Below are 25,545 nucleotides of genomic sequence, written 5' to 3' on the forward strand. Positions count from 1 at the left end.
AACAAGCTACCGGCGGGTCAGCTGCGCTGTCCAGAGGTGGTACCAGCGGTGGTGCCCGCGGAGCCGGCACGCATGCGCCCCGGCTCCGCTTCGGCCGGGGCGGCGGCGAGAGCACCCCGCGCGAGCCGGTGCAGCAGGGCGGCAGTGGTCTCGCGGTCGGGCAGGGCCGACGAACCGCTCAGGTGCGGGGTGGAGTTGAGCAGGCCGAAGACGGTGTGCACCGCGACGCGGGCCTCGAGCGACGTCAGCTCCGGGTAGATGGCCCGCACGGCCTCCACCCACAGCTCGACGTACTGCCGCTGGAGCTTGCGCACCTGCTTCCGGTCGCTCTCGCGAAGCCTGTCCAGCTCACGGTCGTGGAGCGTGATCAGCGACCGGTCGTCGAGCGCGAAGTCGATGTGCCCGGCGATCAGCGCGTCCAGAGCCGCCTCCGGGGCGAGACCCGCGGCGGCCGACTCCTCCACCCGCATGCGGCCGCCCTCGTGCAGCCGCTCGCTGATACCGACGAGGAGCTCGGCGAGCATGGCGTCCTTGCCCGCGAAATGACGGTAGAGACCGGGACCGCTGATCCCGACCGCCGCTCCTATCTCGTCGACGCCGACACCGTGGAAGCCGCGCTCGGCGAAGAGACGGGCAGCCTCCCGCAGGATCTGCTCGCGGCGGGTGGGGGTGGCCCCCGTCTGCGTGCTCATGAATCCATTCTAGACAGGAGGGTTAGCGGGCGTTAACCTGGAGCGCAGTGGTTAATGGACGTTAACCGCCGACCGGGTTCGGTTCGGGGACGGGCCCTGGCACTGGGCACCGGTATCGGGCACAGCAAGCACACGGGACCCGGGCACCGAGGCCGGGCACAGCCGTGGTGACCGTGGACGAGGCGCGGTGACCGGGCTCCCCGAAAGCAGACCGAAGGCGAGCAGCCGCAGTCATGAGCAGAGGGCGAGGGGGCGCGAGGTGAGGTACGAGCAGCCGCAGCCGGCACCGGGACGCGCAGCCGTCCCGTCGGGCGGAGAGCCGGGTCCGGCGCTGGTCAGCAGCATCGACCCGGCTTCGGAGGCCTGCCGGACGAACGAGGCCGCGCACCGCGAGCTGAACTCGCAGCTGCGGGAGAAGCTGGCCGCGGCCAGGCTGGGCGGCGGCGAGCGCGCCCGCGCACGGCACACGGAGCGGGGCAAGCTCCTCCCGCGCGACCGGGTGGACTCGCTGCTCGACCCCGGCTCCCCCTTCCTCGAGATCGCTCCCCTCGCGGCGGAGGGGATGTACGGCGGTGCGGCTCCGGCGGCCGGCGTGATCGCCGGCATCGGAAGGGTCTCGGGGCGCGAGGTGGTCGTGGTCGCCAACGACGCCACCGTCAAGGGCGGCACCTACTACCCGATGACGGTGAAGAAGCACCTGCGCGCCCAGGAGATCGCCCTGGAGAACAGGCTGCCGTGCGTCTACCTCGTCGACTCCGGGGGCGCCTTTCTCCCGATGCAGGACGACGTCTTCCCCGACCGCGAGCACTTCGGCCGGATCTTCTACAACCAGGCGCGCATGTCGGGTGCGGGCATCCCGCAGATCGCGGCGGTGCTCGGCTCGTGCACGGCGGGCGGCGCCTACGTCCCGGCCATGAGCGACGAGGCGGTCATCGTGCGCGGCCAGGGGACGATCTTCCTCGGCGGCCCGCCGCTGGTGAAGGCGGCCACCGGAGAGGTCGTCACCGCGGAGGAGCTGGGCGGCGGCGAGGTGCACAGCCGGGTCTCCGGCGTCACGGACCACCTCGCCGAGGACGACGCCCATGCGCTGCGCATCGTGCGGCGCATCGCGGACACCCTGCCCGAGCGAGGCCCGCTGCCCTGGTCCGTGCGTGCGCCGGAGCCGCCCTCCGTCGACCCTTCGGGGCTCTACAGCGCGGTGCCCGTCGACTCGCGCACGCCCTACGACGTGCGCGAGGTCATCGCGCGTGTGGTCGACGGCTCCCGGTTCCAGGAGTTCAAGGCCGAGTTCGGGACGACGCTGGTCACCGGGTTCGCCCGGATCCACGGCCACCCGGTCGGCATCGTCGCCAACAACGGCATCCTCTTCTCCGAATCGGCCCAGAAGGGCGCCCACTTCATCGAGTTGTGCGACCAGCGCGGCATCCCCCTCCTCTTCCTGCAGAACATCTCCGGCTTCATGGTCGGGCGCGACTACGAGGCGGGCGGCATCGCCAAGCACGGCGCGAAGATGGTGACGGCCGTGGCGTGCACGAGGGTGCCGAAGCTGACGGTGGTCATCGGTGGTTCGTACGGCGCGGGCAACTACTCGATGTGCGGGAGGGCCTACAGCCCCCGCTTCCTGTGGATGTGGCCGAACGCGAAGATCTCCGTGATGGGCGGCGAGCAGGCGGCGGCCGTCCTCGCGACCGTCAAGCGGGACCAGATGGAGGCTCGCGGCGAGGAGTGGAGCGCCGAGGAGGAGGCGGACTTCCGCGCCCCCGTGCGCGCCCAGTACGAGGAGCAGGGCAACGCCTACTACGCGACGGCCCGGCTCTGGGACGACGGGGTGATCGACCCGCTGGAGACACGGACCGTACTGGGTCTCGCGCTCACCGCGTGCGCCAACGCACCTCTGCCGGCGAAGGGGTCCGGGGAGCGGGGCTTCGGCGTCTTCCGTATGTGAGGGGCTGCATTGTGAGGAATGGGACTGTGACCATGTTCGACACCGTGCTGGTTGCCAACCGCGGGGAGATCGCGGTGCGGGTGATCCGCACTCTGCGGCAGCTGGGCATCACCTCCGTCGCCGTCTGCAGCGACGCGGACGCCGGGGCCCGCCATGTGCGGGAGGCGGACAAGGCGGTGCGCATCGGGCCCGCGCAGGCGTCCGCCAGCTATCTGTCGGCGGAGCGGCTGCTGGACGCGGCGAAGCGCAGCGGCGCGCAGGCGGTCCACCCCGGCTACGGCTTCCTCGCGGAGAACGCGCCGTTCGCGCAGGCCTGTTCGGAGGCCGGGCTGGTCTTCGTCGGCCCGCCGGCGACGGCCATCGACCTGATGGGCGACAAGATCCGCGCCAAGGAGACGGTGAGGGCGGCGGGTGTCCCCGTCGTGCCGGGGTCGTCCGGTTCGGGTCTCGACGACGCCGAACTGGCCGCGGCCGCACGGGAGATCGGCATGCCGGTGCTGCTGAAGCCGTCCGCGGGCGGCGGCGGCAAGGGCATGCGGCTGGTCCGGGAGGAGGCGGCGCTGGCGGAGGAGATCGCGGCGGCACGGCGTGAGGCCCTCGGTTCCTTCGGTGACGACACGCTGCTCGTGGAGCGCTGGATCGACTCGCCGCGCCACATCGAGATCCAGGTCCTCGCCGACGGGCACGGCAACGTGGTGCACCTCGGCGAGCGCGAATGCTCCCTTCAGCGCCGCCACCAGAAAATCATCGAGGAGGCGCCGAGTCCGCTGCTGGACGAGGCGACGCGCACCGCGATGGGCAAGGCCGCGGTGGAGGCCGCACGCTCCTGCGGTTACCGGGGCGCCGGCACGGTGGAGTTCATCGTCCCGGGCGGCGAGCAGACCCAGACCGACGGCGGCACCCCGCGCCCCTACTACTTCATGGAGATGAACACACGCCTCCAGGTCGAGCACCCCGTGACGGAAATGATCACGGGTGTGGACCTCGTCGAGTGGCAGTTGCGCGTCGCGGCGGGCGAGCAACTGCCCTTCGGCCAGGCCGGCATCGGCCTCAGCGGTCACGCGGTCGAGGCGCGCATCTGCGCCGAGACGGCCCTTCTCCGCCCCGCCTCCGGCTCGGAGGGCGGCAGGGTCGACTTCCTGCCCTCGGCCGGCACGGTGCTGCTGCTCCACGAAGCGGAAGGCCGGGACGTACGCACGGACTCCGGCCTGCTCCCCGGCACCGAGGTCGGCACGACGTACGACCCGATGCTGGCCAAGGTCATCGCCCACGGCCCGGACCGGCCCACCGCGCTGCGTCGGCTGCGCGCCGCGCTCGCGGAGACCACCGTGCTCGGCGTGGAGACCAACACCGGCTTCCTGCGGCGCCTGCTGGGGCACGCCGACGTCGCGGCGGGCAACCTCGACACCGGTCTGGTGGACCGTGCCGCGGCGTCGCTCGTGCCCCGGCGGATTCCCGAAGAGGTCTACGCAGCGGCGGCGTTGCTGCGGCAGGCGGCGCTCGAACCGCGGGCCGCGGAATCCGGCTGGACCGACCCGTTCTCGACGCCCTCGGGCTGGCGCCTCGGCGGTGAACCGGCCTGGACCGCACACCACTTGAAGGTACCCGGGCACGACCCCGTCGCCGTCCGCGTGGCGGGCCACTCCCCCGCGGACGGCACCGGCCACGTGCGGGTCCGTGTCGGGGACGGCGAGGCCCGCACGGCCCGGCTGCGCGAAGGGGCCGGGGCACACGGTCTGCTCGTGGAGTGGGACGGGACCACCTTCCAACTGGCCCACGCCACCTCGGAGTCGGGCCACTGGCTGGGCCGCGACGGCGACAGCTGGCACGTACAGGACCACGACCCGGTGGCGGCCGCCCTCCGCGGCGCTGCGGGCGCCCACGGCGCCGACGCCCTGACGGCGCCCATGCCGGGCACGGTCACGGTGGTGAAGGCCGCCGAGGGCGACAAGGTAACCGCGGGCCAGAGCCTGCTCGTCGTCGAGGCGATGAAGATGGAGCACGTCATCACCGCCCCCTACGACGGCACGGTCACCGAGCTGGACGTCACGGCGGGCAGCACCGTCGCCATGGATCAGGTACTCGCCGTCGTGGAGCCGCACCCCGCGGCGGACGACCCCGAGGAGAAGGAGGCGGAGGCGTGATCGAGGGCCTGCCCATGCGCTTCGGCGACGACGGGCTTCCGGCGAAGGTGCGGATCCACGAGGTGGGCCCGCGGGACGGGTTGCAGAACGAGCAGGCGACGGTCCCCGTCGAGGTGAAGTCCGAGTTCATCCACCGGCTGCGCGAGGCGGGGCTGGAGACCGTCGAGGCGACGAGCTTCGTGCACCCCAAGTGGGTGCCCCAACTCGCGGACGCCGAGGAGCTGATGCCCCTGCTCGCCGACATCCCGGACGACGTACGGCTCCCGGTGCTGGTGCCCAACGCGCGCGGCCTGGACCGTGCCGTCGCGCACGGCTGCCGCCACATCGCTGTCTTCGCGAGCGCCACCGAGTCCTTCGCCAGGGCCAACCTCAACCGGTCCCTGGAGGAGTCGCTGGCGATGTTCGAGCCGGTGGTCACCCGTGCCAAGGCGGAGGATCAGTGGGTCCGCGGCTATGTCTCCATGTGCTTCGGCGACCCGTGGGAGGGCCCCGTACCGCCTGCTCAGGTGGTCAAGGTCTGCCGCGCGCTGCTCGGCATGGGCTGCGACGAGCTGAGCCTGGGCGACACCATCGGCGTCGCCACACCGGGTCATGTCACGGCGCTGCTCGGCGAGTTGGCAACCGCTGGAGTGTCCGCGGACCGCGTCGCCGTCCACTTCCACGACACCTACGGGCAGGCGCTGTCCAACACGCTCACCGCGCTCCGGCACGGGGTGACCACCGTCGACGCCTCCGCAGGCGGTCTCGGCGGCTGCCCGTACGCCAAGAGCGCCACCGGCAATCTCGCCACCGAGGACCTCGTCTGGATGCTTCACGGCCTGGGCATCCAGACCGGGGTCGATCTCGCCCGCCTGACGGCCACGAGCGGCTGGATGGCGGACCGCCTGGGCCGCCCCAGCCCCTCACGCACCGTGCGAGCGCTCACCGGCGCGGACACCAGCGGCTCCCACCCGAACTCCCACAAGGAGCAGTGACCATCATGTCTCTCGACCACCGCCTCTCCTCCGAGCACGAGGAACTCCGCCGCACCGTCGAGGAGTTCGCCCAGAAGGTTGTCGCCCCCAAGATCGGCGAGTTCTACGAGCGGCACGAGTTCCCGTACGAAATCGTGCGCCAGATGGGCGAGATGGGCCTGTTCGGGCTGCCCTTCCCCGAGGAGTACGGCGGCATGGGCGGCGACTATCTCGCGCTCTGTCTCGCCCTCGAGGAGCTGGCCAGAGTCGACTCCTCGGTGGCCATCACCCTGGAGGCAGCCGTCTCCCTCGGCGCCATGCCCATCTTCCGCTTCGGCTCCGAGGAGCAGAAGCGCGAGTGGCTGCCGCGTCTGTGCTCCGGGGAGATCCTCGGCGCCTTCGGCCTGACAGAACCGGACTTCGGCTCGGACGCCGGCGGAACGCGCACCACCGCCGAGCGGGACGAGAAGACGGGAAACTGGGTGATCAACGGCACGAAGTGCTTCATCACCAACTCCGGTACGGACATCACCGGGCTGGTCACCGTCACCGCCGTCACGGGCCGCAAGGACAACGGGGCGCCTCTCATCTCGAGCTTCATCGTGCCGTCCGGCACTCCCGGGTTCACGGTCGCCGCCCCGTACTCGAAGGTCGGCTGGAACGCCTCGGACACCCGTGAACTCTCCTTCTCCGACGTACGCGTCCCCGCGGCGAACCTGGTCGGCGAAGAGGGCCGCGGCTACGCCCAGTTCCTGCGGATCCTCGACGAGGGACGCATCGCCATCTCCGCTCTGGCCACCGGCCTCGCGCAGGGCTGCGTCGACGAATCCGTCGCGTACGCCAACAGCCGGCACGCCTTCGGCAAGCCGATCGGCGCCAACCAGGCCATCCAGTTCAAGCTGGCCGACATGGAGATGCGCGCGCACACGGCCCGCGTCGCCTGGCGCGACGCCGCGTCCCGGCTGCTTGTCGGTGAACCGTTCAAGAAGCAGGCGGCGCTGGCGAAGCTCTACTCCTCGGAGATCGCGGTCACCAATGCCCGCGAGGCCACGCAGATCCACGGCGGCTACGGGTTCATGAACGAATACCCGGTGGCCCGCATGTGGCGCGACTCGAAGATCCTCGAGATCGGCGAGGGCACCAGCGAAGTCCAGCGCATGCTGGTGGCCAGGGAGCTCGGCGTCGGATAATCACCGCATGGCGGAGATCATCCAGCGAAGCGGTACCTGGACGTTCGACGGCGAGGCCGTCCGCATCGTCCCTGCGATGGGGAAGCAGGTCTCTCCCCTGCGCAGGTCACTGGGTGAGGTGGTGGTGCCCCTCGTGGCTGTCGCCGGTATCGCATACGAACCGGGGAAGAGGGGCGGCCGGCTCAGGCTGCGGCTGCGCGAAGGCGCGGACCCGCTCGCCCAGGTGGCGAGCGGGAGACTGCCGGACGCCTCGGATCCCTACCAGCTCACGGTGGAGCGGGACGGAGGCCGCCAGCCACGCGGGGAGCAGCATGTCGTGGGGGATGGGGTCGCGGAGTATTTCGTGGAGGAAGTCCGTCGCGCCCTGCTGCTGGACGAGGTCCCGGACACGCCCTGCGACCGCTATCTGCTGCCGGGGCCCGCGGTTCCGCTGACGGCGGGCGGTACGGACGGGACGGCCTCATTCGACGGCGAACGCGTCCAGCTGGAATGGAACTGGATGGCCAACGAGGCCAAGTCTCACGCGGGTTCGCGCATCCTGCCCCTCAAGGAGCTGGAGCGGGTCGAGTGGACACCGGCGATCGGCTGGGAGAACGGCTCGCTGCGCTTCCACCCGAAGGGCGAGCACGCTCTTCTCAAGCCGGAGCACGACCCCAACTGCCTGCTGCTGTGGGGCATTCGTCAGGCCCGTGAGACGGGCGGCTCCGTGCTGCTGGCAGCCGCGGTCACCGCGCGGCTGCCGCATCCGGCCTCACAGCGGCCGGCGGCAGCGGGCGACGAGGCCCGTACCCCGTCGCTGACCAAGGGCGGGCACGACGCCTCCGAGGGGGCGGCCGGGTCCGTGGGGGCGGCCGGGTCCGCGAGCGCCGAAGACCACGACGGCCTGCTGCGGCGCCTTCGCGAACTCGGCGAGCTGCACCGCGAAGGGGTCCTCACCGACGAGGAGTTCGCTTCGGCCAAGAAGGCGGTCCTCGACCGCTTCTGACGGGGCCGCGCCGGCGCGGCCCTCCCGAAAGGCCCTTCCGACAGGCCTTCCGAGACAGCCCTTCCGACGGACGCTTGCGGCGCGGCCCTCCCGACCCGACAGGCAGTCCGGACACGGCAGTCCGGACACAGCCGCCGGGATCGGCCCGGTCGCCAGGCGCCGCGACCAGGAGCCGTCGTCCGGCGCCACCCCCGGCACCGTGCCCGGCGCCACACCCAGCACCGTCACCCGGCCCAGCAGCCGGCTTCGACGCTCAGCGGGCGGGCCACGGCACCTGCGGCGAGCGCCAGTACTCCATGCCCAACTGGTCCCAGCGCGGCCCTTGTTGCGCAAGCCGTACCCGGTAGTCGTCCCAGTCGTGCGCGGAGGCGGGCGACCAGCCCAGCTCGGCGATCCCCGGAAGCCGGGGGAATGCCATGAACTCGATGTGCTCGCTCTTCTCCAGCGTCTCCGACCACAGGGGCGCCTCGACCCCCATCACGGCGCCGGCGGGCGCGCCCTTGATGTAGCTGCCGGGCTCCCAGTCGTAGGACTGCTCCGTCTCCACGTAGCCGGCCCAGTGCAGTCCCAGCGGGGTGTCCTCGTTGTACTGCATGTCGAGGTAGGCGTGGTCGGCCGGGGAGAGGATCAGCCGCGTCCCCTTTTTCGCGGCCTCCACCACTTCGGGCTCGTCGGCAGCTCCGCTCGTCCCCCAGTACTGCGCCACCGCGCCCGCGGCGGGCTTCGCGCCGGTGAGCTGGTGCCAGCCGATCACGGTCTTTCCGTACTTCGCCACGGTCCTCTGTGCACGATCCATGAAGGCGACGTAGTCCTCGTGGCTGGTCGAGTGCGCTTCGTCCCCGCCGATGTGCAGATACGGCCCGGGCGTCATCGCGGCCAGCTCACGCACCACGTCGTCGACGAAGTCGTACGTCACTCCGAGCGGTACGCACAGCGAGCTGAAGCCGACTTCGGTGCCGGTGTAGCGGGGTGGCGCGACGCCGTCGCAGTTGAGTTCGGCGTACGAAGCGAGCGCCGCGTTGGTGTGCCCGGGCATGTCGATCTCGGGTACGACGGTCATCTCGTGCTCGCCGGCGTACCGCAGGATCTCCCGGTAGGCGGCCTTCGTGTAGTAGCCGCCGGGGCCGCCGCCGACCTCGCTCCCGCCGCCGTAGGACGCCAGCCGCGGCCAGGAGTCGATGGCTATGCGCCACCCCTGGTCGTCGGAGAGATGCAGATGCAGCTTGTTGATCTTGTACATGGCGAGCTGGTCGATGTAGCGCTTGACCTTGTCGACACCGAAGAAGTGCCGGGAGACGTCGAGCATCGCCCCTCGGTACGCGTAGCGCGGCCTGTCGGTGACGGTGCCGCCGGCCACCTGCCACGGGCCGGGCTGCCGGGTGCGCGATTCGATCTGCGGGGGCAGCAGTTGACGCAACGTCTGCATGCCGTGGAAGAGTCCCGCGCCGGTGGATGCCGTGATCGAAGCAGCCTGCGGCGAGACCCGCAGCCGGTAACCCTCGGACCCCAACTGCGACTTGGCCGAATCACCGTCCCCGAGGCGCAGTCGGATGCCGTCGCCGCCGGGCCTGGTGGTGACCGGCAGGGGGTAGCCGGTGGACGGACGCAGCAGCGCGGCGAGTTGCTCCCCGACCCGGCGCGCTTCGCGGGAGGAAGCGGTCACTCGGATCACGGTCCGCTCGGTGACGGTGAAGGGACCGCCGTCCTCCCGTACCGACTCGGGCGCGGGCACCACCTGGTTCAGCGGCGTGGGCTGCCGGGGGTGACGCCCTGAGTCGTACTCGTCGTCGGCGGCCGCGGCGGTGCCGGTGAGGGAGGCGGGCAGGACGGTGGCGAGGAGTGCGGCGCACAGCAGCAGCGTCCGGATTCGTCTCACGAGCGGTCCCTTCGGTGGGCGTCGTGCATGGGGGCGCGCGCAGCGTCACTGCGCGGCCATGGCTTGTGCGTGGAGCAGACGAACGGACACACGTGTATCGCGCCCCTCACTCCGGGTCAAGGTGTAGACCACTCGGCGTGCACCCCGTCGGTCCCGTCGCCGGCTCGCCGATTCCGTCCGCCCCTCCGCTTCCGCCACGGCCGGGGCCCCTGCCCTGCAGACCGCCACAGCCCGCTCGAAGCGTGACCGGCGAAGCACACACAGCCATATCGCCGACACGTGCCCGATATCGGGCAGGTTTCTTGCGTTCCTCTCGCCGAGCCCGCAGTATCAGAGGGTGCTGGAAGTGCGTACGCCGGTCCACGACGACCTCATCGACCATCTGGTCCGCACGACACCGCTCCACCGCGGTGAGGCGGCCCGGATCGTCATGGACGTCCTGGCGTACTTCGACGAGTCGACCGAGGAGTTCGTACGCCGACGCCACCGCGAACTGCAGTCCAGAGGTCAGAACAACACGCAGATCTTCGCCCGCATCTCGTCCGAGCTGCCGCACCGCGCGGTGGCACCCCCGGATCTCTCACTGCGGCAGCTGCGCCGCATCGTCTACGGATGACGTACGAAGAGGGCCTTCGCCGCACACCGGCGACGACCGGCGGCTGACGGACGCGACCGGCGCCCGGCACACGTCACGCAGCGAACGACGACCAGCCCACCACAAAGTGGAAACCGACGAGGAGAGGCAACAGCCAATATGTGCGGAATCGTGGGATATATCGGCCAGCGCGAGGTTGCCCCGCTCCTGCTGGAGGGTCTGCAGAGGCTGGAGTACCGGGGATACGACTCCGCCGGCATCGCCATCCACAGCAGCGGCACGGGCAAGAACGCGGGCCTGAAGACGGCCAAGACGAAGGGCCGCGTCCGGGACCTGGAGGAGCGCGTACCGGCCCGATTCGCCGGCACCACCGGTATCGCGCACACCCGCTGGGCCACGCACGGCGCTCCCAACGACGTCAATGCCCACCCGCACCTCGACGCGGACGAGAAGGTCGCCGTCGTCCACAACGGCATCATCGACAACGCCTCGGAGCTGCGCGCCAAACTCACCGCCGACGGCGTCACATTCGTCTCCGAGACCGACACCGAGGTCCTCTCCCACCTGATCGCCCGCGCACAGGCCGAACGCCTCGAGGCCAAGGTCCAGGAAGCCCTGCGCCTGGTCGAGGGCACCTACGGCATCGCGGTGCTGCACGCCGACTTCCCCGACCGCATCGTGGTGGCGCGCAACGGATCGCCCGTAGTACTGGGCATCGGCGAGCACGAGATGTTCGTCGCCTCCGACGTCGCCGCGCTCGTCTCCCACACCCGCCAGGTCGTCACCCTGGACGACGGGGAGATGGCCACGATCAAGGCCGACGACTACCGCACGTACACCACCGAGGGCTCCCGCACCTCGACCTCGCCCGAGACCGTGGAGTGGGCCGCGGAGTCCTACGACATGGGCGGCCACGACACCTACATGCACAAGGAGATCGCCGAGCAGGCCGACGCGGTCGACCGGGTGCTGCGCGGCCGCATCGACGAGCGCTTCGCGACGGTCCACCTCGGCGGCCTCAATCTCGACGCCCGCGAGGCGCGGAGCATGCGCCGGGTGAAGATCCTCGGCTGCGGCTCCGCTTACCACGCGGGCATGATCGGCGCCCAGATGATCGAGGAGCTGGCGCGCGTACCCGCGGACGCGGAGCCCGCCAGCGAGTTCCGCTACCGCAACGCGGTCGTCGACCCGGACACCCTCTACATCGCGGTCAGCCAGTCCGGCGAGACCTACGACACACTCGCCGCCGTACAGGAGCTCAAGCGCAAGGGCGCCCGGGTGCTGGGCGTGGTCAACGTCGTGGGGTCCGCGATCGCGCGCGAGACGGACGGCGGCGTGTACGTGCACGCCGGGCCGGAGGTCTGCGTCGTGTCGACCAAGTGCTTCACCAACACCGCCGTCGCGTTCGCGCTGCTCGCGCTGCACCTCGGCCGCATCCGCGACCTGTCCGTGGCGGACGGCAAGCGGATCATCGAGGGCCTGCGCCGTCTGCCCGGGCAGATCGAGGAGATCATGCGTGGGGAGGACGACATCAAGAAGCTGGCGGAGGACTACGCACAGGCGAAGAGCATGATGTTCGTCGGCCGCGTGCGGGGTTATCCCGTGGCCCGCGAGGCGTCCCTGAAGCTGAAGGAGGTCTCGTACATCCACGCCGAGGCCTACCCGGCCTCCGAGCTCAAGCACGGTCCGCTCGCGTTGATCGAACCCGCCGTGCCGACGGTGGCGATCCTTCCCAACGACGAACTCCTCGACAAGAACCGGGCGACGCTGGAGGAGATCAAGGCCCGCAGCGGCAAGATCCTCGCTGTGGCGCACCAGGAGCAGGAGAAGGCGGACCACACGATCGTCGTGCCGCGCAACGAGGTCGAGCTGGACCCGGTGCTGATGGGCATTCCGCTGCAACTTCTCGCGTATTACACGGCGTTGGCGCTCGGCCGTGACATCGACAAGCCGCGGAACCTGGCGAAGTCCGTCACTGTCGAGTAACGGCGGCGCACGCGCACGACAGCGGTGGGCGGAATCCCGCGCGGGCCACCAACCACGCGGGATTCCGCCTCCCCTTGCCGGCGTCGCCCATAACGCCGGCAGGTTGCCGTCCCACGGGACCGTCACCTCCCGTGCGACAGCACGCTGTTGACGCTTGAAGTGGCTCGTGCCCCGTATATGCCCCTCACAAGCGCACAATCCACATGCCGAGTTGAGGAGATTCAGCGCCGGACAAAAAACCAACTCGGCGCGCACAGTGGACGATTGGGGACCCGCGGGCAGCGGAGTCGTTACGGAATCACCACGACGGGTCGTTCCGCCCGCCGCGCCAGGCGCCCGGCCACCGAGCCGAAGATCCGCCCAGCGAGGCCGTGCGTCGAACCGACGACGATGGCGTCGGCCTCGTACTCGTGCCCGACCTCTTCCAGTTCGTGGCAGATGTCGCCGCCCCGCTCGACGAGGATCCAGGGAACCTCGGAAAGGTGTTCCGCACAGGCGAGTTCGAGGCCGAGCACCTCCGTGCGGTGGTCCGGCACATCCACGAAGACGGGCGGCTCGCAGCCCGCCCAGACCGTCGTCGGCAGCCTGTTGGCCACATGGACGATGATCAGCCCGGAGCCGGACCGGTAGGCCATCCCGATCGCGTAGGCCAGGGCACGTTCGCTCGACATGGACCCGTCGAAGCCCACAACGACCCCGTGCTGGAACGCCGGATCGCACGAGTGGCGTGCTTCTTCCGCCGCTTCATCGGTCGCACTGTGATCGGCGACCTGCTTGCGGTCCGCTGGTTCGGGGATCTCGTGTCCGGCCATCTGTGTCTCGGCGAAGGGAGTCCTCTGTGCGGAGGGAGCGGCGGTTGACTGTGGGCTTCCGTACGGAAAAGGGATGCTGAGGGGCGCTGAGCACCGGAAAGGATCCGGCCAATGATTCGCCCGAAGACCCTATCTCCAGCCTCCTACCCGTAAGGGTACGACCAGACTCCCCCCTTGCCCAGGGGCGCTGGGAGGCACAGGCCGTAACAGGCTGACCCCGGAGCATGCCTGAGGGAGCAGCATCACGCAACGCCCGGTTCCGGCGCTTACGCACAACAAGCATCCGGACACGTTGAGTCACATGCTCCAGTTACGTCCGCCCGGACTCCGCGTTATCCCTGCGTGCCCACTCAGAACCACCGGCAGGGCGGCAGCCGCCGGCTTCCGCCGGCCCCGCTCCGCCTCGACCTCCCCGCCTGGCGGCACGACGACGGACGCGACCCCGAGGCGGAGCCGGCGGCACGCGCCTCCGCCTCCACCTCGGGGCTCGTCCGCTGGGGGGCCTTCACCTGCGCTGTGGTTCCGCTGACACTGCTGGCCTGCGGTGTCCGGTTCTCCACGGTCCTGGGGACGGCCGCCGGACTCACCGTCGTCACGGCAGCGTGCGGGGTGCTGCTGCGGCTGTCCGAGTACGCGCACGCACAGCAGGGGCCCGAACGGTTCGCCGCCGGCGGTCCGGGGTCCCACCGGGGCCGCCACAGCCGCACCGGCACGGGGCTGCACAGGGGCGGACGCTACTGGGGCACTCCCGGTCAGCCATAACGACGAATTCGCACCGGCGTACGCCGGTGCATGACGGCGCACGTTTGGGGTGTGTCCGGATCCCACGCGCGGCCCCCGTATTTTTCGGCCAATTTTGTTACTGGCCACGGCAGTTGAGACGACAACTTCACCACCCCTCGCCACCTGCGAGGAAAGGACCGACGGGCACGTGTGGCTCCTACGGCGGCGGGGCAGGGACGGCATGCGCACTTCCCAGTGGCGTCACCAAATGAAACGCTTCGTGATCGAATGCTTCACGCCAAGTTGCCATGTCGACATAGCGTCGAGTGTCGAACTTGTCCCACCGGCAACGTCCGACACAGTAGATTCGATCTTGGCTTTCGCCGCGGGGGAAATGTGCAGGACCGAGAGGACGCGACGATTGAGGGGGGCTGACTTCCGGTGAGCGTTCCAAAGAGCCATCAGGACTCGACGAACGGCCCGGCGACGACCCGCAAGCTGGCCGCACGGCGGCGCCGAGAGATCGTTTCGGTGCTGCTGTTCAGCGGAGGTCCCATCTTCGAGAGCTCCATACCGCTCTCCGTCTTCGGCATCGACCGCCAGGACGCCGGGGTACCCCGCTATCGGCTTCTGGTGTGTGCGGGGGAGGACGGGCCGCTGCGTACGACCGGCGGGCTCCAACTGAGCGCTCCCTACGGGCTGGACGCACTCTCACGCGCCGGCACCGTCGTCGTCCCCGCGTGGCGGTCGATCACCCAGCCGCCGCCCGCCGCCGCCCTGGACGCCCTGCGCAGGGCGCACGAGGAAGGAGCACGCCTGGTCGGGCTGTGCACCGGGGCCTTCGTACTCGCCGCCGCAGGGCTGCTGGACGGACGTCCCGCCACGACCCACTGGATGTACGCGCCGACGCTCGCCAAGCGTTACCCGTCCGTCCACGTCGACCCGCGCGAACTCTTCGTCGACGACGGCGACATCCTCACCTCCGCGGGCACCGCCGCCGGCATCGACCTGTGCCTGCACGTCGTACGCACCGACCACGGCTCGGAAGCGGCCGGTGCCCTCGCCCGGCGGCTCGTGGTGCCGCCGCGTCGCGGCAACGGCGGCGAGAGCGGAGCCCATTCACGGCATCTGGACCGGTCTTTACCCGAGGAGATGGGTGCCGACCCGCTCGCCGAGGTCGTCGCGTGGGCGCTGGAGCACCTTCACGAGCAGTTCGACGTGGAGACGCTGGCCGCGCGTGCCTACATGTCCCGGCGAACTTTCGACCGGCGCTTCCGATCCCTGACGGGCAGCGCACCCCTGCAGTGGCTGATCACTCAGCGCGTGCTCCAGGCGCAGCGGCTGCTGGAGACCTCCGACTACTCGGTCGACGAGGTCGCCGGACGCTGCGGCTTCCGCTCCCCCGTGGCACTGCGCGGCCACTTCCGGCGGCAGCTGGGCTCGTCGCCGGCCGCGTACCGGGCGGCCTACCGCATCCGGCGGCCCGAGAGCGGCAACGGGGGCAGCGGCCACGGCGGCGACGAAGGAGGACCGGGCGGCGGAGAAGGGGGCGGGCGCGGCGCTGCCCCGGCGCATCAGAACGACACGGCGGTCCCGGGCGGCGTGGGCAACGCGGCGGGCGGCGGCCATCACGGCATGCTCCATGCGGCGAACCCCTATGCGGCACGCGATCTGCGCGACGCCCCCCGTGTTCACCGCGACTCCCCGCAGGAGGGCTCGGAGCCTGGCAAGCCCGAATCGGACGCCTGGGCCCCCAGAGTGCCCGGACAGCGGGGCCGTGGCTGACGGCGGGGACGTAGGGTGAAACGCATGAATGACCGCATGGTGTGGATCGACTGCGAGATGACGGGCCTCTCGCTGTCCGACGACGCGCTCGTGGAGGTGGCCGCTCTGGTCACCGACTCCGAGCTGAACGTGCTCGGTGAGGGTGTGGACGTCGTCATCCGCCCTCCGGCACAGGCGCTGGCCTCGATGCCGGAGATCGTCCGTGAGATGCACACCGCCTCGGGCCTGCTCGACGAGCTGGACGACGGCACGACCCTTGCCGACGCCGAGGCGCAGGTCCTGGAGTACGTGCGGAAGTACGCGCCGGAGGCGGGCAGGGCCCCGCTGTGCGGCAACTCGGTCGCCACCGACCGCGGCTTCCTCGCCCGCGACATGGCCGACCTGGAGGCCCACCTCCACTACCGCATCGTCGACGTGTCCTCCATAAAGGAGCTGGCACGCCGCTGGTACCCGCGGGCGTACTTCAACAGCCCGCCCAAGAACGGCAACCACCGCGCCCTCGCGGACATCCGCGAGTCCATCGCGGAGCTGCGCTACTACCGGGAGGCGGTCTTCGTACCCCCGCCCGGCCCGGACGCGGACAGCGCGAAGAAGATCGCGGCCAAGTACGTGGTGCCGCCCGCCTCCTGAGGCCGTCGGCACGTCGGCGGCAGGGCGCCGCGCGGTCTCACGGGACGGTCGCACCGCCCGGAACCCGTACGCGAGCACCCCGGCGCACCCTGTACACTCTTTCTCGGCCGGACGGAAGAGCGAGCCGGTCGTGGTGGATGTAGCTCAGCTGGTAGAGCACCTGGTTGTGGTCCAGGATGTCGCGGGTTCAAGTCCCGTCATTCACCCTTCAGGATCAAGCCCCTGACCTGGGGAAACTCGGGTCAGGGGCTTTCTCTTTGCCGAGTTCGGGAACACCACGGGAACCGATCACGGGAGCTTCGCCCTCTTCCGCCGCGGCGGGCGGCGGGCGGCGGGCGGCGAGCGGCGAGCGGCGAGCGGCGAGCGGACGCGAGCAGGGGTGGACGTGCGGGCTCCGTCGGTGCCCGGCGGCCGGGGATGTGACGAATGCGGCGAGGCCCCGTCGGCTTCCTGCGACGGGGCCTCGCCCGTGCCTGTGTCGCCGTCAGCCGGCGTACCGGGTCACGTCGGTGACCTTACGAAGGCCCCGGAGGCCTGCGGTCAGCTTTCGGTGCGGCGCCTGCGCGCGGCGACGAGCACCACCGCACCCGCCGCGAGCACCAGCCCGCCCCCGGCGGCGATGTACGGAGTGGCACTGCTGCCGCCGGTCTCCGCCAGGTCCCCGCCGGTCCTGGCGGGCGCCTCGCCCGCCGCATCCTCGGCGCCCGTGCCGGACTCGTCGCCCTTGTCGCGGTCCTCGGCAGGCACGAAGCCGGCCGGCGGCTTGTCGCAGCCGATGCCGTCGCCGTCGCGGTCGAGGTGCTTACCGTAGTGCTCGTCGCCCTTGGCGATGTTCGAGTACCCGGCCTCGTAGGCGGCGGTGCAGTTCTTGAAGGGGTGCCCGCCGTCATGTGCGAGAGCGGCGGTCGGGGCGAGCGCCATCCCCAGGGCGGCGGCCGTGACGATCACGGTGGCCGATGTGCGGATCTTCATGATTCTCCGTGTGTGGTTCGTGTGTACGGGGGGTGGCGATGATGTGACTCATCGCCCTGGTGACTGGTTGTACGGCATCCCGGATGTGTTGCGAGATGTCAGCAATTGGTGAGGTCTGTTCAACTCCCTGACAGCTGCGGACGTTTCGGCATCCACGACCGTCGGCGCCTTCCCGCCCGCAGCGCTTCTCGAGGGCGCGCCACGCGGCAGGTCACCCCCTCGTTGATCAAGGTCCTCACCTGGGAGCCCGGGCGGGAGCCTGTTTCGTGCGCCGGGCGGAACCGGAGTCCGCGCGACGGCGCCGAGAGCTCCGTCCCGGCGGATGTCCGGCGGAGACGGGCCGTGCGAGGAGAGCCGCGCGCGCTCGCACGTGCCGTGAGCAGCGGCCGGCGGTGCGGGCCGGATTCGCGCGTGCGGGACGCGCCGGGTACGGCCGCCTGGGTGAGCGGTGCTGCCGCTGGGGATGCGGTGGCCGCGGGGCGGACCGAGCCTGGTGGGAACGGACTGCGGTCCGGTGCGGCCCAGGGAGAGGACTCGATATCCATGGCAGGTCCACACGACCCGAACGGCCCTCAGGACCCTCGCAGCCCGCACGGCCGGCGCCGCCGGGACGGGCAGTCCGGCCCGTCGGGGCAGCCCGACGAGCCCGGACCCTCCGGCCGGCCCGACCACTCCGGGCAGCCCGGGCAGTCCGCGCAGCCCGGCCGCGAAGGCCAGGATCCGGAGCCCGGACCGTACACCGGCCGCGGACAGGACCCCCCTTTCGAGACCTTCGATCCCACCGGGGGTTACTACGGTCCTGCAGCCCGCTATCCCGACCCGTACCGAGACCCCGGCACGTACGTACCGGAGAAACAGACCAACGGCTTCGACCACGACCGTCCTCCCGGCGGCCGCCGTCACGTCAGCTTTGTGCGGCTGTGGGCGGGAGGCGTCCTCGTCGCGCTGGTGGCCGCCCTCGCGTCGGCCGTCGCGCTGCTGCTCGTACGTGGCGTGCTGGACATCCCCGTCTTCGCGCCCGAGCAGGAAAGCACGATGGAGCTGACCTCCACGGGACAGCTCGCGCTGGGTGCGGCGCTCGCCGCGCTCGCGGCCACCGCCGTGCTCAATCTGCTGGTGCTCGCGACGCCGCAGCCGGGGCGCTTCTTCGGGTGGATCATCGCGCTGGCCACCGCGGCCGTGATGCTGCTGCCCTTCACTTCCGATGCGAGCTGGGCCGCGAAGGCGGGCACGGCGGGCGTCTATCTCGTGATCGGTGTCGTCATCGGAACGCTGCTCTCGACGGTCACGCGAACCGCCATGGCCAACGGCACCCCCCACACGCGCCCGTGAGGGAGTGACCGGGCCGACGAGTGGCCGGGGCAGCGAGCCATCGGGGGCGTGGCAAGGCCCTCACCGGGACGCTTCTCCGGTGAGGGCCTCATGCTGGTCCGACGGGACGCCTCGCCGACTACGCGATACGGACTCCGTGCCGGGCCAGGTAGTTGACGGGGTCCACCTCGGTCCCGTAGCCCCGTTCCTGGCGTACCTCGAAGTGCAGATGAGGGCCGGTCGAGCGGCCGCTGTTGCCGGATTCACCGAGCACGGTGTTCGCGCGGACGACGCGCCCCGGCCGGACGGTGATCTTCGAGAGGTGTGCGAAGAGGACGTGCTTCCCGTCCTTCATGTGAACGATCACGGCTGTGCCGTATGCGCCGGCCTCCCCGGCGAGTTCCACCCTGCCGCTGCCGACGGACCGCACGGGGGTGCCTACGGGGGCTGCGAAGTCGACGCCTGTGTGGTGGCCCGCCGCCCACCCTCCGGGGACTCCCCACCGTGCGGATATGCGGGCGGCCCTCGTTATGGGACGCGCGTAGGAGTGTGCCGCCCGGCTGAGCTCATGGCGCTTGTGTCCCGGGTCCTCCTTGCGCCCGACGCCGTCGGACGCCGGTGCCAGGTCGTGGGGCCGGCTGTTCACCGACGCCGAACCGGCGAAGCCGCATATGGATACGGCTGCTGCGAGCCCGCCGGTCACTATTCTCCGGACGATTCCTGACTCACGCCGCGTATCAGGTGTCATACCTGGCAGCAAAGGTCACCGGCTGTGCGCCCGCACGCGGGAGTTGTCCGGAGGGGTGACGATCTCGCCTCTCCGTCACCCTTTGGGGCGAGGTCGGGTGGGGCGGCGGGGAGCTGCCCGCGCCGCGGCGGGCGCCTGAGCGCCGGCTCGCCCGCATCCCGTGACGGAAGGGCTCGGTGCTCGGCGGCGGGCGAAGGGCCGGGAGAGGCCGGGCCGGGGGAAGAAAGGGTGGGGCGCAGCGGGGTGTGGGGGGGTGCCTCTATGTCTTTCGTCAAGCGGTGGCTGGGGTGCGGGGTTCGTAGAAGGTGCTGTCGCGGAGCATGGCGAAGATGACGCTGGTGCGGTGGCGGGCGAGGCGGAGGAGGGCTTGGGTGTGGGTTTTGCCCCGGGCTCGGCATCTGTCGTAGTAGCTGCGGGAGGCCGGGTCGTGGAGGGCGGCGAACGCGGAGAGGAACATGGCGCGCTTCAGCTGCCGGTTGCCGGCTCTGGGGGCGTGTTCGCCGTGGATCGAGGTCCCCGACGACTTTGTCGCCGGTGCGAGACCGGCGTAGGAAGCCAGGTGGGCGGCGGTGGGAAACGAGCTGCCGTCGCCGATGGTGACCAGGAGAACTGCGGCGGTCCTGACGCCGACGCCGGGCATCGACGTCAGGACCGTGGAAAGAGGGTGGGCCTCCAGCAGGGCCTCGATCTGGGCTTCCAGGGCCCCGCGTTGCTCGTGGACGGCTGCGAGGGACTTGGCCAGCGAGGGCACGATCACATCCAGGGTGCCGGTCCCGGGGACGACGACGGTCTGTTCGTCGAGTGCGGCGAAGACGTCGTCGATGAGCCGTTCGGCCATGCGCGGAGCTCTGGGTCGGATGACCTCAATGAGCCTGCGGCGGCCCGCCTTTCGCAGGGCTGCCGGGGAGCCGTAGCGCTCCAGGAGCCAGGTGACCGCTGGGTGGTCCAGGCGTGGGCCCAGGACCCGTTCCAGGCTGGGGTGGAACTGGGTGAGCAGGCCGCGGATGCGGTTGGAGGTGCGGGTGGCCTCGGCGGCCAGGTCCTGGTCGAAGCCGACGAGCACGGTCAGCTCGGCAGTGATCTCGTCCGTCAGCTCCAGGGTGCGGAGGGTGTGGGGCATGGTGCGGGCGGCATCGGCGATGACCGTGGCGTCTTTCGCGTCGGTTTTGGCCTCGCCCGGGTAGAGGTCGGCGATCCGGCGCATCGCCAGTCCGGGCAAGTAGGCAACTTCGCAGCCGGCGTCCCGGGCGACTGCCAAGGGCAGGGCGCCGATCGAGGCGGGCTGGTCCACGACTACCAAGACGGTGCCGAACTTCTCGCGGAGTTTGTCGAAGACGGCCCGCAGTTTCGGTTCGCTGTTCGGAAGCAGTTTGTCGAAGACCTTCTTCCCGGTCGGGGTCAGCCCGTGGCCGTGGTGGGCGCTCTTGCCGACGTCCAGGCCGAGGAAGACGTCCACGTTGCTGATGTCGGTCACTGTGCCCCCACGTGTGTCGATGGCATGCCGGCCTCGGCGTTGGGGCCGCACGCGCGCATCCACGTTATGCAGACCTGCCGCCCGAAGGTTGGCCGGGCATTGCGCTCGGCCGGGCGGTGGTCGGACCTCTTATCAGCGTCTCCGACGGCACCCCTCGGGCCCGGTGACACCACCCCCCAGGTCATGGAATCGACAGGGGGCAACAGTCATGCCGGGCCCGGAGGCCAACGGCCCTCTTGCAGGACCGCGAAGAAGATAACGGGGGGGAAGGAGCTGCGCCCCACCCTGGTCCGGGGGCCGGCCACCGGGGGCGACCGGCGTCTGGGACGTCAGCCGGTGAAGGCCTCGGCAAAGGCGTCCGCGCCCTGCTCGATGCTCGAACAGGTCGGGTCCGCCTGGTCCTTGGGGCCTCCGGGGCATGCCTTGTCCCTGGTGGCCGACCACATCGACAGCCAGCCCAGGTTCTTCTCGTCCGCGAACTTCTTCACTTCGGCCGCGTCGTCCGGCTTGAAGATCTCGACGTTGACGTCGTTGACGCCGATCATCGGTGTGACGGCGACGGTCTTCCACGCCTCGGCGTCGTCGTCGATGCCCAGCGCCGACTTGATCTGCTTCTGCGTGGCGGTGGCGGCGTCGATGGCGTACTTGCCCATGTCGCCGTCGTAGGACGGCCCGTAGTCCATGGCCATGATGTTGACCGCCGAGACCTTCACGCCGTTCTTCTTGGCGTTCTCGAGCAGGCCGGTGCCGTCCTGCGTCAGCCCTTCGGGGAGCACGGGCAGAGTGAAGGAGACGTCCAAGTCCTTGTGCTTTTTCTGGAGTTGGGCGATCGCCTGGGCGCGCCGGGTGTTGGCCCCGGTGTCGGGGAGCGCCGCCCCCTCGATGTCGAAGTCGGCCTTCTTCAGGGCGAACGCCTCGATGACCTTGCCGTACGCGTCGGCCAGTTCATCTGCGGAGCCGCACACAAGGCCCAGTTCGGAACCGGCCGCACCGCCGAAGGAGACCCGCACGTCTCCGCCCTTGGCACGGAAGTCCTCGATCTGCTTCGCCACGGCGTTGGAACCGATGTCCTCGGTGCCGCCCCACTTGGGGGTGCAGCCGCCGCCGGAGGTGATGAAGGCCAGGTTGAACTCCTTCACACCCGTCTTCTCCGAGCTCTTGACGAGGTCGAAGGAGGGCTGGAGCGAGGTGTCGACGTACGGCGCGAAACCACCGGCCGCCGAGGGCTTCGCCTTGTTTCCGCCGGCCTGGTGCTCCTCGCCGGCGCTCGCGTTCCCGGCGAACGCGAAGGCCGAGCCGGCGACGGCGGCAGCGGCTGCGACGGCCGCGGCGAGCTTCACTTTCCGGCTGGTGCGAGGGGTCTGTGCCTCAGGGTTGTTCGTCATCGTGGGGGTGCCTCGTCAGGGTGGGGGGTGGTGGTGCCGACGAGTAGCAAGCTAGCCGTGCCGAGTCGGACAATTCCCTTGTTACGGACGGGAGTTGAATAACTTAGGCCGCGCTTAAGGGGCGGGAATGGTCCGGTTAGGGAAAGGCCCGGCGGCCCTCACGCGGCGGTGAGTCTGCGGGCACGAGCGGGCACGAGACACCCTGCGGAAGGCCGCGCCCAGGGGCCGCCGCGCACGAGGACGTCGTGCCGCGCACAGCGAATCGGGCGTCCCCGGACATCAGCCGGGATGAACAGGGGGGATGAAAGGCGGTGGCGAAGGCGGGGACGAACAGGTGGTGGCGGCCACCACCGGGCAGCGCGGTCAACGGAGGGCCACCGGCGCCGAGTTCGCATGCGGTGCGACGGGCCCGTGCGCCGCGCACCGTGCGGCGCCAAGCACCGCGCACCGTGCGGCAGCAAGCAACGCGCACCGTCGAGCGCGCCGTGGGGCCCTCAGGCTCGGCGCAACGGAAGGCGTGAGCGGCGCTCACGTTCGGAGCGCCGGCGACCGCGCCCGCGGCGCTCCGCCTCGCCGCCGTCCAGCGTCAGCCAGACCCGTATCTCGGTGCCGCCGAGCACGGACGGGCCGATGCGCACATCGCCGCCCGTCGACTCCGCGACCCTCCGCACGATGTCCAGGCCGAGCCCTGTCGACCCGGGCTTGCCGTCGCCGTGGCCACGCCGGAGCGCGGCGTGCGGGTCGGCTATGCCGGGGCCGGCGTCGGAGACGAGCACGATCACCGAGTTGCTCGCGGGGCCACCGTGGTGAACGTCAACGGAGAACGACGTGCCCACCGGCGTGTGCCGGAAGACGTTGCCGAGCATCGCGTCGAGCGCCGCGGCGAGTTCGGCCCGGGCGACGGGCACACGGACCGGACGGTCGACGCCCGCCAGCCTTGCCTCGCGGCCCTCGTCCTCGGCGAGGGCCGACCAGAACGACATGCGCTCACGTATCACTTCCGCCGCGTCGCAGGCCGAGGCCTCCATGTTGCCCGTCGTCTGCGCCCGCTGCTCGCGCTGTTCGCGAGCCGTGCTGATGATGTGGTCGACCTCGCTCTCCAGCTTGGCGACGGCTTCACGCGTGTGTTCGGCGGCGTCGCCGTCGCCGAGGGAGGCGGCGTTGAGGCGCAGCACGGTCAGCGGCGTGCGCAGCCGGTGCGACAGGTCGGCCGCCAGCTCCCTCTCGTTGGCGAGGAGTTGTACGACCTGGTCCGCCATGGCGTTGAACGCGACGGCTGCGGAACGCAGTTCGCTCGGCCCGTCCTCCGGTACCCGCACGCCCAGCTTGCCCTCCCCCAGGGAGTGCGCCGCGGCCGCCAGGCGCCCCGCCGGCCGCACCATCAGCGTCCCGAGCCGGTCGGCGACGGCCACCGAGCCGAGGATGAGCGCGATGCCGACGCCCGCGAGGATGAGCCAGGAGGTGGTGACGTTGTGGGTCACCTCGTCGTTCGGGATGAACACCTCGACGACGGCGAACTCGCCGCTGGCGACGGCCGTGGGCCGCAGCAGCGTGTAGCCGCCCGCCACCTTGACCGTGGAGGCGCGGCCCTGGCGGCGGGCGGTCGCCAGCTGCTCGTTCGTGGCGCGCTGCCGGCCCACCTCGACGGCCGCTTCGGCCCCGGACCCGCGCCCGGCCCGAGAGCTCGCGGACCCCGACGGCCCGGATGACGCCGACGACGAGCCGGAGGCCTGCGGCACATGCACGGCGAGACGGCCTTCACCGCCGGCTTCCGTGCTGACGACTGCCTTCTCCAGCTGCTGCCGGTCGGTCGTGATCGCCAGTACCGGGCCGACCGTGGCGGCCTGCCGCTCCGCGTTGGAGAATGCCCGGTCCCGCGCGGTCTCCTTCACCACGAGCCCCAGGGGCACGGCGAAGGCGATCACCACCATGACTGTCACGGCGAGGCACACCTTCACAAGTGCCCATCTCATGCCCGTATTTCCCTTCTCATGGCCGCGCCTGCTGCGGCGCCTCCAGCTTCACGCCGACGCCGCGGATGGTGTGCAGATAGCGGGGCCGGGCGGCAGTCTCGCCCAACTTGCGGCGCAGCCAGGAGAGGTGGACGTCGATGGTCTGGTCGTCCCCGTATGCCTGCTGCCACACCTCGGCGAGCAGCTCCTTGCGGGCGACGACCACGCCCGGCCTGCCCGCGAGGAAGGCCAGCAGGTCGAACTCCCGCCGCGTCAGGTCCAGCAGCGCCCCGTCCAGCTCCGCCTGCCGCCGCAGGGGATCTATGGCGAGGCCGCCCACCCTCAACACCCGCTCCGTGACGGTGCCTTGGCCTCCTCCCCCGTTGGCGCCGCCCCGCGAGCGGCGCAGCACAGCGGCCATGCGGGCCGAAAGATGCTCCACGGAGAAGGGTTTGACCAGGTAGTCGTCGGCTCCGTCGTTGAGCAGCCGGACGATCTCGCTCTCGTTGTCGCGGGCCGTGGCGATGATCACCGGCACGTCCGTGATGCCTCGCAGCATCTTCAGCGCCTCAGCGCCGTCCAGGTCCGGGAGGCCCAAGTCCAGTATCACGACGTCGAATCCGTACTGGGCGACTTCGCGCAGCGCCTCCAGCGCCGTACCGACGCTGCGCACCACGTGCGAGGCGTGCTTTAGGTGCCGGATGAGGGCGGAGCGTACGAACTGGTCGTCCTCGACCACGAGCACACGGGCCATGGGCGCACGTTAGTCCATACCGGGACCCGGGTGAGCGGGTTGCAGCTATGGTGACAGGGATGGGACGACGAGGACTTGTGCACGCGGCAGCCTGGGCCCTGGCCACGAGCGCGGCAGTGACCCTTTCCTGGTTCGGAGTGCACACGGTCCTGGCCGGCACGGAATACGATCCGCCGCGGTCGCTGCCCATCGCTGACGGTTCGGCGTCCACCACCGGCCCCGGGCCCTCTCCGCACGAACCCGAACCGACGCCCACGCCCTCGAAGTCCAGGCCGTCACCGCCGAAGACGCAGCGACCGAGCGCTTCGGAGCCCGCTCCCGGCGGCGGCGAGCGTACGACGAGGCCGCCCTCCGAACCCTCCAGCCCCGCCCCCTCGTACTCGGGGAGGGTGGGGGGTGCCAGCGTCGCGGGCGGCCGGGCCGTCTTCGACATGCGTGAGGACTACGCGACGCTGGTCTCGGCGACTCCCAACGACGGCTGGGACACGCAGGTCTGGAAGGACACCACCTGGATCCGGGTGACCTTCACGAAGGACGGGCAGTCCTCCTCGGTCTTCTGCCGGTGGGACGGCGGGCCGCCCCGCATCGAGTCGTACGACAACGGCTGACCCGCGCACAGCGGACGGGCCGACG

21 protein-coding genes and 1 tRNA gene are annotated in these 25,545 nt (G+C 70.8%); 13 read left to right on the plus strand and 9 right to left on the minus strand.

The window, feature by feature from the left end; genetic code table 11:
- Window positions 1-17: 17 nt before the first annotated feature.
- Window positions 18-692 (minus strand): SACE_7040 family transcriptional regulator, encoded by a 675-nt coding sequence (locus EV375_RS08965; protein WP_130298984.1) that lies wholly within the window; start codon window positions 690-692, stop codon window positions 18-20.
- A gap of 331 nt (window positions 693-1,023) precedes the next feature.
- On the opposite strand from EV375_RS08965, the gene EV375_RS08970 reads away from it, so the two are divergent.
- Genes EV375_RS08970 through EV375_RS08990 form a run of 5 tightly spaced genes read left to right on the plus strand, consistent with a single transcriptional unit; the run spans window position 1,024 to window position 7,909 of the window.
- Entirely contained in the window at window positions 1,024-2,637 is a 1,614-nt protein-coding gene (locus EV375_RS08970) for a carboxyl transferase domain-containing protein (RefSeq protein WP_130301711.1), read from the plus strand.
- A gap of 32 nt (window positions 2,638-2,669) precedes the next feature.
- Window positions 2,670-4,781: an ATP-binding protein gene (locus tag EV375_RS08975; protein WP_130301712.1), complete on the plus strand. Its 2,112-nt coding sequence runs from the start codon at window positions 2,670-2,672 to the stop codon at window positions 4,779-4,781.
- A gap of 14 nt (window positions 4,782-4,795) precedes the next feature.
- On the plus strand, window positions 4,796-5,755 hold the full coding sequence (locus EV375_RS08980; RefSeq protein ID WP_207228317.1) for a hydroxymethylglutaryl-CoA lyase: 960 nt from the start codon (window positions 4,796-4,798) through the stop codon (window positions 5,753-5,755).
- A gap of 5 nt (window positions 5,756-5,760) precedes the next feature.
- Entirely contained in the window at window positions 5,761-6,924 is a 1,164-nt protein-coding gene (locus EV375_RS08985; RefSeq protein WP_130298986.1) for an acyl-CoA dehydrogenase family protein, read from the plus strand.
- 7 nt (window positions 6,925-6,931) lie between these two features.
- Complete coding sequence (locus tag EV375_RS08990; protein WP_130298987.1) at window positions 6,932-7,909, plus strand: DUF4429 domain-containing protein; 978 nt, start codon at window positions 6,932-6,934, stop codon at window positions 7,907-7,909.
- Between the two features lie 253 nt (window positions 7,910-8,162).
- Here the strand turns inward: EV375_RS08990 and EV375_RS08995 are convergent, their stop codons facing one another.
- Window positions 8,163-9,785, minus strand: coding sequence for a beta-N-acetylhexosaminidase (locus tag EV375_RS08995; RefSeq protein WP_130298988.1), 1,623 nt, complete (start codon window positions 9,783-9,785; stop codon window positions 8,163-8,165).
- 337 nt (window positions 9,786-10,122) lie between these two features.
- On the opposite strand from EV375_RS08995, the gene EV375_RS09000 reads away from it, so the two are divergent.
- Both EV375_RS09000 and glmS read left to right on the plus strand, forming a co-directional pair.
- Window positions 10,123-10,401: a hypothetical protein gene (locus EV375_RS09000; protein ID WP_028436244.1), complete on the plus strand. Its 279-nt coding sequence runs from the start codon at window positions 10,123-10,125 to the stop codon at window positions 10,399-10,401.
- 138 nt (window positions 10,402-10,539) lie between these two features.
- Window positions 10,540-12,366 (plus strand): glutamine--fructose-6-phosphate transaminase (isomerizing), encoded by a 1,827-nt coding sequence (gene glmS / locus EV375_RS09005; protein ID WP_130298989.1) that lies wholly within the window; start codon window positions 10,540-10,542, stop codon window positions 12,364-12,366.
- A gap of 290 nt (window positions 12,367-12,656) precedes the next feature.
- Here glmS and EV375_RS09010 read toward each other — a convergent pair whose 3' ends face one another.
- Complete coding sequence (locus EV375_RS09010) at window positions 12,657-13,178, minus strand: universal stress protein (protein WP_055485117.1); 522 nt, start codon at window positions 13,176-13,178, stop codon at window positions 12,657-12,659.
- Window positions 13,179-13,520: 342 nt separating this feature from the next.
- On the opposite strand from EV375_RS09010, the gene EV375_RS09015 reads away from it, so the two are divergent.
- The 4 genes from EV375_RS09015 to EV375_RS09030 all read left to right on the plus strand — a co-directional run bounded on the left by EV375_RS09015 (window position 13,521) and on the right by EV375_RS09030 (window position 16,522).
- On the plus strand, window positions 13,521-13,940 hold the full coding sequence (locus tag EV375_RS09015; protein ID WP_207228032.1) for a hypothetical protein: 420 nt from the start codon (window positions 13,521-13,523) through the stop codon (window positions 13,938-13,940).
- Window positions 13,941-14,342: 402 nt separating this feature from the next.
- Window positions 14,343-15,686 carry a helix-turn-helix domain-containing protein gene (locus EV375_RS09020; protein ID WP_130298990.1) on the plus strand — a complete coding sequence of 448 codons (1,344 nt, stop codon included), beginning with the start codon at window positions 14,343-14,345 and terminating at the stop codon, window positions 15,684-15,686.
- A 24-nt stretch (window positions 15,687-15,710) separates the two neighbouring features.
- Window positions 15,711-16,316 (plus strand): oligoribonuclease, encoded by a 606-nt coding sequence (gene orn, locus EV375_RS09025; protein ID WP_130298991.1) that lies wholly within the window; start codon window positions 15,711-15,713, stop codon window positions 16,314-16,316.
- 133 nt (window positions 16,317-16,449) lie between these two features.
- Window positions 16,450-16,522: transfer RNA gene (locus EV375_RS09030), tRNA-His, on the plus strand.
- Window positions 16,523-16,856: 334 nt separating this feature from the next.
- Here EV375_RS09030 and EV375_RS09035 read toward each other — a convergent pair.
- Window positions 16,857-17,288: an excalibur calcium-binding domain-containing protein gene (locus tag EV375_RS09035; protein ID WP_130298992.1), complete on the minus strand. Its 432-nt coding sequence runs from the start codon at window positions 17,286-17,288 to the stop codon at window positions 16,857-16,859.
- A gap of 543 nt (window positions 17,289-17,831) precedes the next feature.
- On the opposite strand from EV375_RS09035, the gene EV375_RS29355 reads away from it, so the two are divergent.
- Window positions 17,832-18,620: a DUF6069 family protein gene (locus tag EV375_RS29355; protein ID WP_207228034.1), complete on the plus strand. Its 789-nt coding sequence runs from the start codon at window positions 17,832-17,834 to the stop codon at window positions 18,618-18,620.
- 118 nt (window positions 18,621-18,738) lie between these two features.
- Here the strand turns inward: EV375_RS29355 and EV375_RS09045 are convergent, their stop codons facing one another.
- The 5 genes from EV375_RS09045 to EV375_RS09065 all read right to left on the minus strand — a co-directional run bounded on the left by EV375_RS09045 (window position 18,739) and on the right by EV375_RS09065 (window position 24,912).
- Entirely contained in the window at window positions 18,739-19,302 is a 564-nt protein-coding gene (locus EV375_RS09045; protein ID WP_486588372.1) for a M23 family metallopeptidase, read from the minus strand.
- Window positions 19,303-19,618: 316 nt separating this feature from the next.
- Window positions 19,619-20,821 (minus strand): IS110 family RNA-guided transposase, encoded by a 1,203-nt coding sequence (locus EV375_RS09050; RefSeq protein WP_130298721.1) that lies wholly within the window; start codon window positions 20,819-20,821, stop codon window positions 19,619-19,621.
- A gap of 329 nt (window positions 20,822-21,150) precedes the next feature.
- Window positions 21,151-22,206, minus strand: coding sequence for a chitinase (locus EV375_RS09055; RefSeq protein WP_130298994.1), 1,056 nt, complete (start codon window positions 22,204-22,206; stop codon window positions 21,151-21,153).
- A gap of 494 nt (window positions 22,207-22,700) precedes the next feature.
- Window positions 22,701-24,179, minus strand: coding sequence for a sensor histidine kinase (locus tag EV375_RS09060; RefSeq protein ID WP_130298995.1), 1,479 nt, complete (start codon window positions 24,177-24,179; stop codon window positions 22,701-22,703).
- Between the two features lie 16 nt (window positions 24,180-24,195).
- The gene (locus EV375_RS09065) at window positions 24,196-24,912 is read right to left on the minus strand and encodes a response regulator transcription factor (protein WP_130298996.1); all 717 of its coding nucleotides are present in this window, start codon (window positions 24,910-24,912) and stop codon (window positions 24,196-24,198) included.
- Between the two features lie 59 nt (window positions 24,913-24,971).
- Between EV375_RS09065 and EV375_RS09070 the strand changes: the two genes are divergently transcribed.
- Window positions 24,972-25,520: a hypothetical protein gene (locus EV375_RS09070; RefSeq protein ID WP_130298997.1), complete on the plus strand. Its 549-nt coding sequence runs from the start codon at window positions 24,972-24,974 to the stop codon at window positions 25,518-25,520.
- Window positions 25,521-25,545: the final 25 nt, after the last annotated feature.

It is taken from the genome of Streptomyces sp. CNZ301 (genome assembly GCF_004217425.1).

What these genes read in the sequence shown, in the direction of transcription:
- EV375_RS09055 (WP_130298994.1), bottom strand. Translation starts at nt 22,206, where the DNA reads ATGACGAACAACCCTGAGGCACAGACCCCTCGCACCAGCCGGAAAGTG.
- EV375_RS09035 (WP_130298992.1), bottom strand. Translation starts at nt 17,288, where the DNA reads ATGAAGATCCGCACATCGGCCACCGTGATCGTCACGGCCGCCGCCCTG.
- glmS (WP_130298989.1), top strand. Translation starts at nt 10,540, where the DNA reads ATGTGCGGAATCGTGGGATATATCGGCCAGCGCGAGGTTGCCCCGCTC.
- EV375_RS09010 (WP_055485117.1), bottom strand. Translation starts at nt 13,178, where the DNA reads ATGGCCGGACACGAGATCCCCGAACCAGCGGACCGCAAGCAGGTCGCC.
- EV375_RS08965 (WP_130298984.1), bottom strand. Translation starts at nt 692, where the DNA reads ATGAGCACGCAGACGGGGGCCACCCCCACCCGCCGCGAGCAGATCCTG.
- EV375_RS08985 (WP_130298986.1), top strand. Translation starts at nt 5,761, where the DNA reads ATGTCTCTCGACCACCGCCTCTCCTCCGAGCACGAGGAACTCCGCCGC.
- EV375_RS09060 (WP_130298995.1), bottom strand. Translation starts at nt 24,179, where the DNA reads ATGAGATGGGCACTTGTGAAGGTGTGCCTCGCCGTGACAGTCATGGTG.
- EV375_RS09065 (WP_130298996.1), bottom strand. Translation starts at nt 24,912, where the DNA reads ATGGCCCGTGTGCTCGTGGTCGAGGACGACCAGTTCGTACGCTCCGCC.
- EV375_RS09070 (WP_130298997.1), top strand. Translation starts at nt 24,972, where the DNA reads ATGGGACGACGAGGACTTGTGCACGCGGCAGCCTGGGCCCTGGCCACG.
- EV375_RS08975 (WP_130301712.1), top strand. Translation starts at nt 2,670, where the DNA reads ATGTTCGACACCGTGCTGGTTGCCAACCGCGGGGAGATCGCGGTGCGG.
- EV375_RS08990 (WP_130298987.1), top strand. Translation starts at nt 6,932, where the DNA reads ATGGCGGAGATCATCCAGCGAAGCGGTACCTGGACGTTCGACGGCGAG.
- EV375_RS08980 (WP_207228317.1), top strand. Translation starts at nt 4,796, where the DNA reads ATGCGCTTCGGCGACGACGGGCTTCCGGCGAAGGTGCGGATCCACGAG.
- orn (WP_130298991.1), top strand. Translation starts at nt 15,711, where the DNA reads ATGAATGACCGCATGGTGTGGATCGACTGCGAGATGACGGGCCTCTCG.
- EV375_RS29355 (WP_207228034.1), top strand. Translation starts at nt 17,832, where the DNA reads ATGGCAGGTCCACACGACCCGAACGGCCCTCAGGACCCTCGCAGCCCG.